Annotated in this window: 20 protein-coding genes and 1 riboswitch; of the genes, 4 read left to right on the plus strand and 16 right to left on the minus strand. The window is 33.0% G+C overall.

The features are described from left to right. Positions 1 to 28 precede the first annotated feature (28 nt). Positions 29 to 117: riboswitch (TPP riboswitch) on the minus strand. A gap of 151 nt (positions 118 to 268) precedes the next feature. From DW196_RS05340 to DW196_RS05355, 4 genes are all read right to left on the minus strand, one after another. Next, a complete protein-coding gene (locus DW196_RS05340; protein ID WP_118250516.1) occupies positions 269 to 676 on the minus strand; it encodes a DUF4809 family protein in 408 nt (135 codons plus the stop codon). A 64-nt stretch (positions 677 to 740) separates the two neighbouring features. Then, positions 741 to 1,265, minus strand: a complete 525-nt coding sequence (locus DW196_RS05345; protein ID WP_118250517.1) for an HdeD family acid-resistance protein — start codon at positions 1,263 to 1,265, stop codon at positions 741 to 743. Positions 1,266 to 1,374: 109 nt separating this feature from the next. Continuing rightward, complete coding sequence (locus tag DW196_RS05350; protein WP_118250518.1) at positions 1,375 to 2,082, minus strand: MgtC/SapB family protein; 708 nt, start codon at positions 2,080 to 2,082, stop codon at positions 1,375 to 1,377. An 85-nt stretch (positions 2,083 to 2,167) separates the two neighbouring features. Then, entirely contained in the window at positions 2,168 to 2,905 is a 738-nt protein-coding gene (locus tag DW196_RS05355) for a DUF4396 domain-containing protein (RefSeq protein ID WP_158563525.1), read from the minus strand. A 165-nt stretch (positions 2,906 to 3,070) separates the two neighbouring features. Here DW196_RS05355 and DW196_RS05360 point away from each other — a divergent pair, with 165 nt between their 5' ends. Beyond that, positions 3,071 to 4,123 carry an endonuclease/exonuclease/phosphatase family protein gene (locus DW196_RS05360; RefSeq protein ID WP_071457648.1) on the plus strand — a complete coding sequence of 351 codons (1,053 nt, stop codon included), beginning with the start codon at positions 3,071 to 3,073 and terminating at the stop codon, positions 4,121 to 4,123. 286 nt (positions 4,124 to 4,409) lie between these two features. Here the strand turns inward: DW196_RS05360 and DW196_RS05365 are convergent, their stop codons facing one another. The 3 genes from DW196_RS05365 to DW196_RS05375 are packed head-to-tail and all read right to left on the minus strand — an operon-like array spanning position 4,410 to position 7,301. After that, positions 4,410 to 5,636: a dicarboxylate/amino acid:cation symporter gene (locus DW196_RS05365; protein WP_118250520.1), complete on the minus strand. Its 1,227-nt coding sequence runs from the start codon at positions 5,634 to 5,636 to the stop codon at positions 4,410 to 4,412. 7 nt (positions 5,637 to 5,643) lie between these two features. Continuing rightward, the gene (locus DW196_RS05370; protein ID WP_118250521.1) at positions 5,644 to 6,378 is read right to left on the minus strand and encodes an aspartate/glutamate racemase family protein; all 735 of its coding nucleotides are present in this window, start codon (positions 6,376 to 6,378) and stop codon (positions 5,644 to 5,646) included. Positions 6,379 to 6,383: 5 nt separating this feature from the next. Continuing rightward, positions 6,384 to 7,301: an ABC transporter substrate-binding protein gene (locus DW196_RS05375; RefSeq protein WP_118250522.1), complete on the minus strand. Its 918-nt coding sequence runs from the start codon at positions 7,299 to 7,301 to the stop codon at positions 6,384 to 6,386. 248 nt (positions 7,302 to 7,549) lie between these two features. On the opposite strand from DW196_RS05375, the gene DW196_RS05380 reads away from it, so the two are divergent. After that, on the plus strand, positions 7,550 to 8,077 hold the full coding sequence (locus DW196_RS05380) for an AAA family ATPase (protein ID WP_158563526.1): 528 nt from the start codon (positions 7,550 to 7,552) through the stop codon (positions 8,075 to 8,077). 17 nt (positions 8,078 to 8,094) lie between these two features. Here the strand turns inward: DW196_RS05380 and DW196_RS05385 are convergent, their stop codons facing one another. From DW196_RS05385 to DW196_RS11345, 3 genes are all read right to left on the minus strand, one after another. Then, positions 8,095 to 8,613, minus strand: a complete 519-nt coding sequence (locus DW196_RS05385) for a DNA topology modulation protein (RefSeq protein WP_118250524.1) — start codon at positions 8,611 to 8,613, stop codon at positions 8,095 to 8,097. Positions 8,614 to 8,712: 99 nt separating this feature from the next. Further along, positions 8,713 to 9,156 carry a DUF2785 domain-containing protein gene (locus DW196_RS05390; protein ID WP_233541925.1) on the minus strand — a complete coding sequence of 148 codons (444 nt, stop codon included), beginning with the start codon at positions 9,154 to 9,156 and terminating at the stop codon, positions 8,713 to 8,715. After that, positions 9,116 to 9,265 (minus strand): hypothetical protein, encoded by a 150-nt coding sequence (locus DW196_RS11345; RefSeq protein ID WP_158563528.1) that lies wholly within the window; start codon positions 9,263 to 9,265, stop codon positions 9,116 to 9,118. Before DW196_RS11345 ends, DW196_RS05390 begins: the two co-directional genes overlap by 41 nt. Before the next feature lie 207 nt (positions 9,266 to 9,472). Here DW196_RS11345 and DW196_RS05395 point away from each other — a divergent pair, with 207 nt between their 5' ends. Both DW196_RS05395 and DW196_RS05400 read left to right on the plus strand, forming a co-directional pair. Beyond that, positions 9,473 to 9,883, plus strand: a complete 411-nt coding sequence (locus DW196_RS05395; RefSeq protein ID WP_118250526.1) for a helix-turn-helix domain-containing protein — start codon at positions 9,473 to 9,475, stop codon at positions 9,881 to 9,883. Between the two features lie 56 nt (positions 9,884 to 9,939). Continuing rightward, positions 9,940 to 10,458: an NUDIX domain-containing protein gene (locus DW196_RS05400; RefSeq protein WP_118250527.1), complete on the plus strand. Its 519-nt coding sequence runs from the start codon at positions 9,940 to 9,942 to the stop codon at positions 10,456 to 10,458. A 6-nt stretch (positions 10,459 to 10,464) separates the two neighbouring features. Here DW196_RS05400 and DW196_RS11350 read toward each other — a convergent pair whose 3' ends face one another. The 6 genes from DW196_RS11350 to leuC all read right to left on the minus strand — a co-directional run bounded on the left by DW196_RS11350 (position 10,465) and on the right by leuC (position 14,454). Then, complete coding sequence (locus tag DW196_RS11350) at positions 10,465 to 10,641, minus strand: hypothetical protein (protein WP_158563529.1); 177 nt, start codon at positions 10,639 to 10,641, stop codon at positions 10,465 to 10,467. Positions 10,642 to 10,744: 103 nt separating this feature from the next. Further along, entirely contained in the window at positions 10,745 to 11,203 is a 459-nt protein-coding gene (locus tag DW196_RS05405; RefSeq protein ID WP_118250528.1) for a GNAT family N-acetyltransferase, read from the minus strand. Between the two features lie 59 nt (positions 11,204 to 11,262). Then, positions 11,263 to 11,403, minus strand: a complete 141-nt coding sequence (locus DW196_RS11355; protein ID WP_158563530.1) for a hypothetical protein — start codon at positions 11,401 to 11,403, stop codon at positions 11,263 to 11,265. After that, the gene (locus tag DW196_RS05410; RefSeq protein ID WP_118250529.1) at positions 11,403 to 12,443 is read right to left on the minus strand and encodes a nucleotidyltransferase family protein; all 1,041 of its coding nucleotides are present in this window, start codon (positions 12,441 to 12,443) and stop codon (positions 11,403 to 11,405) included. Before DW196_RS05410 ends, DW196_RS11355 begins: the two co-directional genes overlap by 1 nt. Positions 12,444 to 12,502: 59 nt before the next feature. Next, entirely contained in the window at positions 12,503 to 13,081 is a 579-nt protein-coding gene (leuD, locus tag DW196_RS05415; RefSeq protein WP_118250530.1) for a 3-isopropylmalate dehydratase small subunit, read from the minus strand. Continuing rightward, a complete protein-coding gene (leuC, locus tag DW196_RS05420; RefSeq protein WP_118250531.1) occupies positions 13,081 to 14,454 on the minus strand; it encodes a 3-isopropylmalate dehydratase large subunit in 1,374 nt (457 codons plus the stop codon). Before leuC ends, leuD begins: the two co-directional genes overlap by 1 nt.

The following is a 14,454-nucleotide window of genomic DNA, read 5'->3' on the forward strand; positions in this document are numbered from 1 at the left end:
CGTAAATAGACCTAGGTTCAATGTTTTCATCATAAATGATACATTTCTCTTCGCCAGTACTAACTGGAGCAGATTCCATGGGTATAATCTCAGCTTTACGCACCCCAAATGTTTCTAGTATTTAATTCTACTCAAATATAACACGCTTTCATAAAAATAGCCAATCAATCTCCAAAATCTTTATAAATAGAGGTGATTATATATTATTACTATATAAAAGACCTGTTTTCTTTACTCACATCATGTGAATAAAGAAAAACAGGTCGTTTTAATTTTCAGGTATATCAGTAATAAAATCTATTTTTTCAAGTTTAAATAGCTCTGTTAACAATTCATTGACTACTTTAAATAATTCCGTGTCAGTTGTATAACTTGGTTTTACGTGCTTAATTAATTGACCATTTTCAAAACGTAATCCTTGATAAGATTCAAAAATATTTACGATATTCAATGTGTTTTCAAATACATCGTAATCCCCAGCTACATCATATTCCTGACGCTCTTTGTAACCATGCTCTCTTAAAATTGGACGTAACAAGGAAACAACATCAAGATTAGGAATGGCGGTTGTTTTTCCAGCTATCTCTACATCATAAGTCGGTGTTGCAGTTGTTGGACAAACATTACATCCACCATGAACAATTTCTGTGGTACAATGAATGACAATTTTTTCCATTTTATCTCACCTTTGCTTTTTCTATGATTAATTTGTTTATATTATAACATAGTAATCTAATCTTCTAACGAAAAGCATATGTGATTTCTGTAATACCAAACATCATAAAGTAAAATCCTACTAAAAAGCTTAAGGTTAAAGCGGACGATACCGGATTCACTAATAACATAAACCCAACAATCACACCTAAAATATTAATAACAATAGAAAACCAATAATAACCTGTACTACTCTTTTTTAAGGCCCCTGAGCTAAACAAACCAACAAAAGAATCTAATAAAAACCAAATAGCAAAAACAAAAGGTAACGCAATGACACCTGCTGAGATATTAAACAATAAAAAAATTCCAACAATTACATCAAACACTCCAATAATAATTGGCATTGTGGAAGATATTCCCGTAAACTCTCTGACTTTTTTTCTTAAAAATAATTCAAAAATCCCCTTTATAATAGCAAACATTCCAAACACAACCACAATAGCCACTAAATTTCCTGTTGGGTCTTGAAAAGACGTAAGTGAAGCAAAAATAAATAAAATCCCTAGTAAAAATGAAAACCAATCAAAACCATTTCGTTCATTTGACATAATCCTCTTCCTCTCTTAACTTCTATGTTTATTATCATACTATTCTTTTGTAACTAAATTCGCAAGAAATTATACTTACACTCTAAAAAAATAACATACGCATCATTATTCAGTCACTAATAGCCACCAATCTTATTTCTCGTACATTTGTATACATTGATAACTCCTCGATAACATCTGCATACGTTAGCGACTTTGGTAAATCAATTGTATACACATTTTTATAATACTTTTCACCATCTATAATTTGTACTTCAAACGTCACATCATCTATTTCAATATGATGAGCATCAAAATAATGATTTATAAAATCTTTCGTTTCCTTTCGATGCACATATTGAATTTCTAAATTGTTAACTTTGGACACTGTGATAATCCTTTTAACCAAAGAAAGGGAAAACATAATTGAAAGAAATCCTAGTATCGTAACCAAATAAAAGCCCATTCCTAATCCTATACCAATTGCAGCACATGACCATAGTGAAGCTGCTGTCGTCAATCCCGTGATACGTTGTCGTGTCACAATGATCGTTCCTGCACCTAGAAAACCTATACCACTTACTACTTGTGAAATTAATCTCGACTGATCAAATTTGACAATGTGAGCAATATCAGGATTTGATCTTACTAAACGAATTGCTTCTTGAGCTATTTCTTGCTGAACTAATGCAATAATTGTCGCACCTAGACATACCAATATATGCGTCTTCATTCCTGCTGGCCGATTTTTTTGTTCTCGCTCATAGCCAATTGTCCCTCCCATGACAATCGACAACCCTAATCTTAAAACAGTTTGAAATAATGCCAATAAAGTCATTACAACTCCTCCTTTTTTCTGATAACTTTATTATACCATTGGCACATTTTTATCTTCACTGTATACCATACCAATAACAATGACCTTACATTCGCTCTTTTACACCAGTTTTTATAAGAAACCAATTCATTGGATATGCTGTACAAAAACCTACTAACATAGCAATCTGCATCATAAACCAAAAAACTGGACTTGTTGGGGGAATCGCTCCTCCAAAATAATGAGGAAACACAACTAATTGACATAATGATACCGTAATATACATTCCAATTTGCCAACAAGATAAAGATAATGTATCAGCTTTTATAGCTGCTACAATCCCCTCTTTTCTAGATAAATGTTTCATAGGAACAATGGCAAAATATTGAAACATAATACCGATACAAAGTGCAAGAATAAAGGCTAAAACAAATCCCGAGAATAATTTCTGAGAGAAAATAATAGGATAGCCACCAAAAATATAGAGTGTTGGAAAAAAATATAAAAGCCATTCTATCATTAAGTCAGCTAAACTACATCCAGCTCCACAATGACATGTTCCAATAAAAACAGACACAGCCATAGGTTTTGGGTTCATTGATTTTTCCATAGTCATTGAACCATCCATTACCATCTCATGTGATGAGTTATTTTCACCCCACTTTTTGTAAGCTATAACCCATATAATTGAACCAAATAAAGCTGTTAACGGCCAAACAAGAGTCATTATTTTCATTTGTTGTGGATGTTTGATGATATCACATACAATATAAATAAAACAGAGACTTGCAAGTATGATACTAACCCACGATAAAGCTGTTAACCAATAGGGTATATTTAACATAATGATACCTCCTTCTAATGAATTATGTTCAGTATAGAGACTTACATCGAAAAAAATGTGATCTTCCAATGACTTTAATCTTAAAAATGACAACATCTTATTTTTAAGTGCTCTGATTTGTTTTATAATAAATCTTAGTCATTTTACTGACATAAAGGAGAGAATATGAAAAAGATATTAAAAATAATAGTTGGAGTTATGGTGAGTTCGTTAATCATTATATTGTTATTTATTGGTTATCTCACTGTAAATGAATACAAACCAAAAAAAACGGAAAATTTAACCGTCACGAATGGAAAAGAAGAGTTGATGAAACACCATGATATTTCATTGTTAACACTAAATATTGGTTATGGGGGCTTATCTAGCTCCGAAGATTTTTTTATGGATGGTGGAGAAACAGTTCAACCAAAATCCAGTGAGTTTATAAAACAAAACTTAACTGGTATTATAAACATGTTAAAAGAGCATTCTTCTGATATCTATCTTTTACAAGAAGTCGATATTAATTCAAAACGCTCATATTATATAAATCAAAAAAGTATATTATCAACATCACTTCATGTGCCTAGTGTTTTTGCTTACAATTTCAATGTTCCCTATGTTCCCTTTCCTTTACCTCCAATTGGCAAAGTAGAAAGTGGTATAGCGACTATGACTAACTTAAATATGAATGAAGCCAAACGTATTGCATTACCAAATCCTTTTCCATGGCCAATCAGGCTAGCTAATTTAAAACGTGCATTGCTTGAAACAAGATTTCCTATCAAGGATAGCAAAAAAGAATTAGTTGTTTTTAATTTACATTTGGATGCCTATGATGACGGACAAGGGAAGATCGAACAAAGTAAATTACTAAAAAAAATACTTGAAACAGAATATAACAAAGGTAATTATGTCATTGCCGGGGGAGATTTTAATCAAGTCTTTGATGGAAGTAATCCCTTTCCAAACACAGGACAGAATGGATGGAAACCTGGGAGTATTAGTTCAACTGATATCCCTAACCATTTCTCTTTTTCATATGATGATACCCATCCATCAGTCAGAGTATTAAACCATGCTTTTACTGGTAATTATGAATCCTCTCAAGTCTATGTGATTGATGGCTTTATCGTTTCAGATAATATCAAAGTTAAACGAACGAATAGTTTTGACTACAACTTCAAATACACTGATCATCACCCTGTACAAACCATTATTCAATTACAAGAATAGTGTTACTAAGCCGATTATAAAATTAGCTAGACAACTAAAAAATCATTTGTAATACACTCAAGTTATATTTCGAACCAAAGAAAACAAGGAGAGTGATCACAAATGACTGATACTCGTCTACTACAAATAGACTTATTTAAAAAAATATTTAAATCAATGATGCGATATCTTATTATAGAAAGATAGATTACCTAAAAAATGGAGTTACTATTGACACTGTTATTATAGTAAGTACTTTTTTGTTATTCGTTTTTATATCTCCTTTTATGAAAAACTTCTTACAACTTTAATCATTAAAAACATTCTTATCAAATTCATCTAATTTATTGCTAACAATAATGGATGAATACACATTCCCCATCACATTTAATGGAGCGCGTGTTAATGAGTAAAAATAATCTAATCCCGCAAAAACTGCTACTCCCTCAACTGGTATTCCAATCATTTGGAACACAATGGCCATTGAGACAATCCCACCGCCAGGAACACCTGGATTACCAAATGATGCGACGATGGCAAATACACCTAGTAAAATTAATTTTGATGTAGTAAATTCTATATCAAAAATAGATGCACAGGCAACTGCTGATAAAATATTGGAAATTGGGGCACCATTTGTATTCAAAGCATTTCCAAGTGGCAGCACAAAATCAGAAATTCTTTCCTTAACGCCCATTTTATTTGGTACTTCATTCAAAGCAACTGGCAAAGTGACTGCTGAGGATGTTGTCGTAAATGCCATTAATATAATGCTTGAACTATTTTTTAATAATTGGACAATATTTAATTTATACCTCACTGACATATATAATGTGTATACTGCAAAAAAGATAATATCTACAATACTCACTAATAATAGTATCTGCCCTAGTGAAGTAAGAGCACTAACACCACTCGTTCCAATAACCCCTGCAATCATAGCCGAAATACCAATTGGAGCATAAATCATAACGATGGTCACGATTTGCATAATAACTTTTCTTAATCCTAATGTAAATTCATACACACTATTAACTGCTGGGTTATTCTCTTTCAATATATTAACTGAAATTCCAAACAATGCGGCAAATATAATAATTTGAACAATCGTACCATTTGCTAGAGCTGCAACTGCATTATCTGGGATAAAATTTACCAGTGTTTCTTGAATACTCTCACTTACTGCTGCACCTTCATAAGCACCTTTTCCAGGAACAGTAATATTTAATACTGGTGGGAAAAATTTTGCGACAATAACTGATAAAACAGCTGATAGTGATGTACTCACGAAAAATACACCTAATGTTTTAAAGCCAACTGATTTTAATTCTTGCAAAGGCAACGAGGCACTTGCTTCTACTATTGAACAAAAAATAAGAAGTGGCACGCACATCTTCACTGAACGTAAGAAAATATCACCTAAAAACTGGATATCGGCCGTGCTCTCACCAAAAGCAAAACCAATGAATATCCCAATAATCGATCCAACGACAATACGCATAGATAGGCTTGAATTTTTTATTTTTTCTAACATCTTTTCGTTACTCCCCTTCTTTACCAACAAAATAATTAACTAATGGTTGTGGCGGTTGATTGAATTTTCTTATCTTACTTTGAGATAATCCACTTTCAACAAATAAAATGGCTAATTTAACAGATACAGCGACCGGATCAATTACTAGTATATTAAATTTGTCACTCAACATTTGAGCATACGGTGCAAATCTCGCCCCGCCTAATACGACAACTTCTGCACCATCTTCATGAATTAATTTATCAACGGTATATTCAAGAGACGCTTTCGTCGTGTCTGTTGTTTCAATAATATCTGTATTCATTTCAATTCCACGGACAGAAGCTAAACGAGACTCTATCCCAAACAAACGAGTTAAATCTTCTTGATAAGGGATATTTTGATTGAATACTGTCAAAACAGAGTAACGATGCCCAAGCATTGGGGCAATCATTTGTGACGCCTCAGCTATTGGAATAACTGGAATAGACAACGCTTCTTTTAGTGCAAACATGCCAAAATTCCCAAATCCTGCCAACACGACAGCATCTGGTTTAACCTCATCAATTTCTTTTAATATTTCGCGAACAAATGACCATACTGATTGATAATCTCCAAAAACTGAATCAATATGTTTTGACCCTAAAGGATTGGTAAATGGAATGAGTTCAACAGATGAATCTCTGATATCTCGTCGTGCTGATTCCATCAATACATCTGTTAATTCTTTGTTACTATTTGGATTAGCTACCATTATTTTCATAATATCTACATACCTCCTTGTTTTTTTATTGCTTCAAAAGGTTTGTTATCAACCAACTGGTTATAAGAAATGGGTTCATCAATTAAATCTCCTAACACTAAATCGGCTTGCCATGTTTCTAATTCACGTTCTTCAATTTTAATGCTAGGGGTCCACATGCCTTGTTTGATAAATGTATCAATCGTGTTAACCCCTTCATCAACAGACATATGTGGCCAAAACCTTTCAATAATCGGACGACATACTTCCCCACCATTTTCCAATAAATAGGTCGTTCCCTTTTGCAATCCCGCAACAAATCGATTGAATTTATCTTGGTCTTTTGCAATCGTTTCAGGTAATGTGTAGTAAACACTCCAAGGAATTTTTTCATCTTTTTCCGTCAAGTTTTTATAGAAATATCCTTTACCTCTTGCAATCATTGAGTGTGCAACATCAGGTTGTAAGACGATAAAATCACCAAATCCCCCTTCAAATAACTCACATAACATAGAGGTGGAAAAATCATGCACAAAACGAATGGTTTCTACATTCGCCCTACCTTTTTTAGCACTTCCTAATGCTGCGACATAATGACTCGCACCATCACCACCAGATACTAATACGCGTTTATTTTCCATAGCCGTCCATGAAAAAGAGTCAACTTTTTCTCTCGATACGATAAACAATGGGCATTTTGATGCAATCTTTGCGACAGAGACATAATTTTTTATATGGTTGTGATACATAATAGGAACCCAAATACCACCTAAAAGAACATCAGCCTCTGCTTTGTTAATATCATCTAATCCATCTACCCAAGGAGTTGGAGTGTAACTTGTTACATCTACACCCTCCTCTTTAAAAAAACCACATTCTTGCGCTAAATACTGTGGCATATAGTTCATTGAGACACCCGTTGCCGCGATTTTAAACTCGTTCATTGCCTTATCCCTCTTTCAAAAATCACAAACCTCTTCGTGATAGCGTTTTCCAAATTATAATCCTTCCAGTAACAAAATACTATGTGCAAAACAATCATTTATCATACCTTTTTTGTTCAAACTAACTGATTGACTTATCCCCTAATCATACATAGATAGATTAACAAGTTTAGTTTTATTCATTATTTGTACTTGATCCGTCTACCATGGTATATTTAACAAAACAAATTGAATGGAGATTAATTCTTATGATTATATGGATAAACGGGGCATTTGGCGCAGGTAAAACAACAGTGGCGACTGAATTAGTTAAACAGATTCAGCCTTCTTTTTTGTATGATCCAGAAAATATTGGTGATCTTTTTCGTTCAAATTTGCCTATTAGTATGCAAAAAAGTGATTTTCAGTATTATCCGGAATGGCGCCAGTGGAATGTTTATCTACTTAAAAAAATTTATCAAGAATACGAGGGGGACATCATTGTGCCCATGACGATTTACAAAACAGAAGCTGTTTCTGAAATTCTTGGAAAGTTACGTGAAGAAAATATACCAGTCTGTCATATTCACCTTGATGTATCAAAAGAAACCATTATTTCAAGACTCCAAGAACGCCCTAAAGCACTAATTGAATGGGGTGAGAGTAAAGTTGATGAGATACTTGAAGCGTTTAAGTCTGTGCCACAACATGAAAAGATTAACAATGATGGTACGTCACTCGATACAGTTATTAAGGAAATAATTGAAAAGACAATTTATCTAAAAAATAACCTATAGCGACTATTCACTGTAGGTTATTCTTGTACATACTCCATTCTTTTTAAAAACTGTTTCACTTCTTTTTTACTAGTTAGTGTGACTAATACTTGTGATTTATTCAGCTGATTCATTTGTTCTTCTATCAATGGCTCGTGGTTTTTAGGGAAGTGCCATATCCATTTTATAAATTCTATATCTATTTTTTCAGGACAATCCTCTTGCATATCAGGTCTAGTTGTCCCACGATATTTAATCACTCGCTTCAAAACTTGATACAAACAAACTAATCTTGCTTTCTTCAAATAAATAATAGTATCTGCCTGTTTCATTCTGATGTCTAACGTACTACTATAGTTTCCATCAATAATCCAAGAATCTTTCTCCACGATATCTGATAGAATAGTTTGTTGCTCATGCTTTGTACTCATCTCCCAATGAGGTTTCCAAAACAATTTATCTAAGTGATATAGCTTAATTGATAATTTATCTTCTAATTGGCGACCAAGTGTACTTTTACCGGTACCAGGTGAGCCGATAATCATTATTTTTTTCATGAAAAACCTCCTTGGTAGTGTCATATTGTGATTGACTGATACAGCTGTTTCTAATTATAGTAAAAGTTAATCAATTGTCTACGTTCCTTAAAATAAATACTAATACTCTTTTAAGTAATCCAAAAGAACTTGTTCCAAATTTTTAGTTAAACATTCCTCTGTTAAACAATGAAAATAAATATAGGCTAAAATATTTTTAAATGTTGCTAATCGGTAAAAATCGGCATTTATTTCTAATGGAAAATTAAATTGATGTATCCAACTTATCATGAGTTCATTTGATATTTTATGATGTTTAATTCCTACAAAGATAGCATGAGCTATACGTTTTTCCTCTTCATCTAAAAATGGTTTTTCCATATTATCTAGTACATAACTTACTGTCTCTAAGACCTCTTTAAATAAACATTCTTCAAATAAGTAATGCTGTACTACTTTACTAAGATAATCCCCACCATGAGCAAAAGCATGTACCCATCCATATATTTCTGAATAGCCAGTCTTATCTATTTCCTTTTGCCAAAGTATTAAACACGATATCATCACGAATACTAGCATCTGTATTTCCGATATTATCCATTAACCAATATATCTCTTCATCCGCATACACATCGTTTTCTGACGGAATTTTTGTTAATAATTTCTCTTTCATTTATGGTCTACCTCTTTATTTCGAAATGATATATCCTAGTATTGTTCATTTTAGTTTACCTACTTAATTTTGTAAATCATAGTCATTAATATAGTACTTTTTTTGAAAATACATTATAATACATACTAGTGGATAAATTGAGTTCTATGTTTCAAATACATTGTTTTTACATTATATATAAAACATAAAAAAAGAAAGTGAGATTACATGAATTTAGGAAATATTATTACAAGTAAACGTATTGAGAAACAGTTAACGCAAGAACAATTAGCGAAACAAATGGGTGTTGAAAAAGATACCATTGCTGAGTGGGAAGATGATAAAGAGTATCCTGATATGGATTCTTTAATTGTCTTAGCAAAATTATTAGGTATTTCTCTTGATTCACTCTTTTTAACTAATAATTCTACTTTATTGACTGCTATTATGAAAAAATCAAATCGAAAAACGCTCCAACTTGCTACTCTTATCAGTCTAATAACACTAAGTATCTTACTAGCTATTTTGCTTTTCTCACTATTAAAGGATGAATCTAAATTGATTGTGTCCATTTTGATTGTCATCGGTGAATTAGTAAACCTTAGTGCATTGGCTCATTATATAAAAAAATTATCTTAGATTACTAACCACTGAATGGAATACTATTTGGTGGTTTAACTATAGGAGGAAATATCTTGGAAGAACTTTTTACTATCTATAATGCCCAACAACAACCTACTAAAAAAACTGGTGTCAGAGGTATCCCTTTAAAAAAAGGAGAGTATCGTATGGTTGTAACGGTATTATTATTCAACCATCAAAATGAATTATTAATTCAACAACGTTCTTCTAACAAAAATTCATTCCCTAACTTATGGGATTTTTCTGCAAGTGGACAAGTCCTAGCAGATGAGCCTATTTTTAAAGGAGCTGAGCGAGAATTACATGAAGAATTAGGTATATCAATCAATTTAGCAGATACACCTTCAAGATTTGTTTGTTCTTTTGAAGAAGGATGGGACCATTATTTTTTTGTTCAACAAGATATAGACATGTCACAACTTAAATTACAAAAAGAAGAAGTTCAACACGTTGCCTTCGTTACTCAATCTGAGTTTGATCAGCTAGTAGAATCAGGAGACTTTATTCCTTATCTTTTTAACCCTATGATTTTTGATTTATTTTATCAAACAAGTGAACATAAAAAACATTAAAAATGATCACTCATCCCTAATGTTTTTCATTGATTGTATTAACGCAACAGCTGTAATCGTCGAAGTGAGTAACAACACCACAAACTTCAGCCAGATATTATCCTCTCTTAGTAAACCTTGTACTTGTAATGGTAAGCTCAATGCATACATAATAATCCATAAAACATTCCAAAACTTTTTCATCACCCACTCCTTTCATAAACCTAGCGTTAGAAATAAATACTTCCCTAATATTATACTTTAAATAAATTAAAAAACATAGATTTTTCAGATTACATAACAACTGTCATATTTTTTGAATCAGTACTAAACAGGGGTTCCATTCGTCCCAGAGAGTAGGAAAAACTTCTAATTCACAAAATCCCACCGATTCATAAAAGTTACTAGTCGCATCATACTGAGGATAGTGTCCTTTTGCAACAGTCTTCACTTGTAAATAGTCATATTGCTCACAACAAGCCTCTTTTATTTTCTCTATCAACATTCGACCTATCCCCTGATGATGGTATTCTTTTTTTACTCCCATACAATAAATTTCGACTGTTTTCAAACTCGTTTCTTTTAAACTGATAAACCCAACTACCTCGCTATTTTTTGATGCGACATATAACGGATATTCCATACCAAAATCAACGTATTCTTGTATTGCTTCAGGCATTCCAAACCATTCAGGTAGATCGTTTAAAATATCTTTTATAACCAATTTTTTCTTAACTTGATTTGATTCTGAATAAATATTAACCATCTAACTCTTTTGGCTCCTTTATTAGATATTTAGTACCATTTGATTTATATACTCTATTCTCATTTATCTTCATTTTTTCTAAATGTATTGAATGCTCCAGAAACTTCGCCATAAAGTAATAAAAATTCTGTTTCAACATTTGTAACGTTAAAACCATTCTTTACTTTATTTTCATATACTCTTTTTTGATACTGTCTCATTATTTCTCCATCTTTGCCAAAATAATACTCAATCTCGGGTATTTCTCATTCCACTTTTTCGTTTTTTGTCGTTTATTATATAATTTGATTCTTTCCTTATCACTCATAGTATATGGAGTTGGAGAAACAACAAAATTCTCTATGTCCTCTAATCCATATGGGCAAAATACGTCAATCTCTCCTTTGTTAATTCGAAGTGCAATAGACGTGCATTTTTCTGGATACTGATACACTGCATCTCTACTACTCTTATAAACTGATGTATTTGAATTATGAATGTGCATATAAACTTGATTCTTCACTTCCCAGTTAAAGTCTGGGTGTTTCTTCATTAATTCATCTTGTATCTCTTGATTTTTTTCATACGGAATATCCTTATCGTAGAAAGCCACATCAATATCCGTCGTAACATCTAACTCGTTTGATTTTGATAAAACATTCCAGAGATAATTTCTTACAGTACCTGCGACTATCCAAGCGTCTTGTAATGATAAATCATCAATTATTTTAAGTAACCTCATAAAATCAGGTTGTTCTTTAACTAACTTTTTTACCTTTTCACGCGTCAGTTTGGCTCTATCTATTTTTTCAAAAACATATGATTTAGCTGTTTCTGAATAAACTGTCTCACCTATCTTTGCAAATCCTAATTTTTCATAAAAAGCGTGATTTTTCAAAGAATAATCAGGTGTCTCAACCACCCACTCATTTGATCCATACATCTGCTCAATTATTTTCCACACACATGTACCGATTCCTTGTTGATGATACTCTGACACGATACAAAAATAGGCCACTTCCCTTCTATAGAAATCTATACTGATACACCCTATCTTTTTTTCGTCCTGACAAATCATAAAACTAGTTAAATTCTCTGCTTTAATGATTTTTCGTGCTAATAATCCATCATCATATCCTGGTGGGCCACCTACTGCGTTTTCACCAAAATAATATTGTGTGTCTGAATCAAAAGACCTAATCAATATCTCTGTAATGACCTTTTCATCCTTTTCTGTCACTTGTTCAAGTTGTACATCCATCTCTTTTCTCCTTTACCCACCAAAAAAGCGAGTAAATGTCTCCACTTACTCGCTAATCATTAAATACCGTGTGCTTTTTCATAAGCCAAAATTTGATCTTTATAAGCCATTGTTTCATCAATTTCATCTAAACCGCTAATTAATTTATCACGCCATTTTTTATCAATGTCAAAGTGAATCGATTCATCTTCTACTTTGATTAATTGATTGTCCAACTCAATTTTAATTGTATCAGTTGCTTTTACTTTTGCAATTTTTTCTCGTTCTTCTTTTGGTAAGATAATTGGTAGTAGTCCATTGTTAATAGAATTCATGTAGAAAATATCACTGTATCCACCCGCAATAATCACACGAAATCCGTAATCATCTAAGGCCCATACCGCGTGTTCACGAGATGATCCACACCCAAAATTGTCACCAGTTAATAAAATCGTTGCATTTTTATACTCTTCATTATTTAGAATAAAGTCAGGGTTTTCATCACGATTATCTAAATAACGCCATTCATCAAATAAAAACTGACCAAAACCTGTTTTTTCGATTCGTTTTAAAAAGTTTTTCGGAATAATTTGGTCTGTATCAATATTATCATTTAATATTGGCACAACATATCCTTCATAATGATTGATTGCTTCCATTATGCCATCTCCTCTCTAATATCAACAAAATGACCATTGATTGCAGCTATAGCCGCCATTGCTGGACTGCAAAGATGTGTTCTCGCACCTTTCCCTTGTCGTCCTTCAAAATTTCTGTTAGATGTTGAAGCACAATGCACACCGGTTGGAACTTGGTCAGGATTCATTCCCAAACACATAGAACATCCCGGTTCACGCCACTCAAATCCAGCTTCTTCAAATATTTTATCCAAACCCATTTTTTCGGCTGCTTTTTTCACTGGACGTGAGCCTGGAACGACAATCCCAGTAATCCCATCATGAATTTTTTTACCTTTGACAATTTTTGCCGCTTCCTCCAAATCAGACAAGCGACCATTTGTACATGAGCCGATAAACACATAACCAAGCTCGATATCTTTAGCATAGCCACCTGGTTTTAGGTCCATATAATCGTAGGCTCTTGTGTCATTTTCATCTTTGATTTCCGGGAAAGATTCGTCAACAGATACACACATACCTGGATTAGTTCCCCAACTTACTTGAGGGGCAATGTCTTTGGCATCAATTTCAATAATTCTGTCAAAACATGAATCATCATCTGTTTTTAATGTCCGCCATTCTTCAACAGCTTGATCCCAATTTTTTGGTGCAAACTCACGACCCTTTAAATAGTCCAATGTTGTATCATCAGGCGCGACCATTCCCATTTTCGCACCACCTTCAATGGACATGTTACAAATACTCATACGTTCTTCCATTGTTAATCCTTCAATCGTTGAACCATAATATTCCACTGCGTATCCAGTACCAAAGTCTACCCCGTATTTTGAAATCAAATACAAAATAATATCTTTGGCATAAACACCTTTTTGCAAATCACCAGTAATTTTAACACCCATATTTTTAGGTTTTGTTTGCCATAATGTTTGTGTCGCAAATACATGCTCTACTTCACTTGTCCCAATACCAAACGCAATCGCACCAAATGCTCCGTGAGTCGCTGTATGAGAGTCCCCACAAACAATGGTTTTACCAGGTTGTGTCACACCAATTTCTGGTCCAATCATGTGAACAATCCCTTGTTTGTCATGTCCATTACCGAATAATGACACATTAAACTCTGCACAATTTTTTTCAAGTGCTTCAATTTGTTTTTTCGCAACTAAATCAGAAATATTGTAAATGTCTTTTGTCGGAACATTATGATCCATTGTTCCAAATGTTAAATCTGGACGTCTAAGTGGACGATTAGCAAGTCTCAATCCTTCAAAGGCTTGAGGTGACGTCACTTCATGAATCAAGTGAAGGTCAATGTATAATAATTGAGGTTCACCAGGGTTTCCTGCAACGACATGCTTGTTCCATACTTTATCAAATAGTGTTGTTTTCAT

Origin of the sequence: Vagococcus sp. AM17-17 (genome assembly GCF_003471765.1) — a bacterium.
Taxonomy (GTDB): domain Bacteria; phylum Bacillota; class Bacilli; order Lactobacillales; family Vagococcaceae; genus Vagococcus; species Vagococcus teuberi.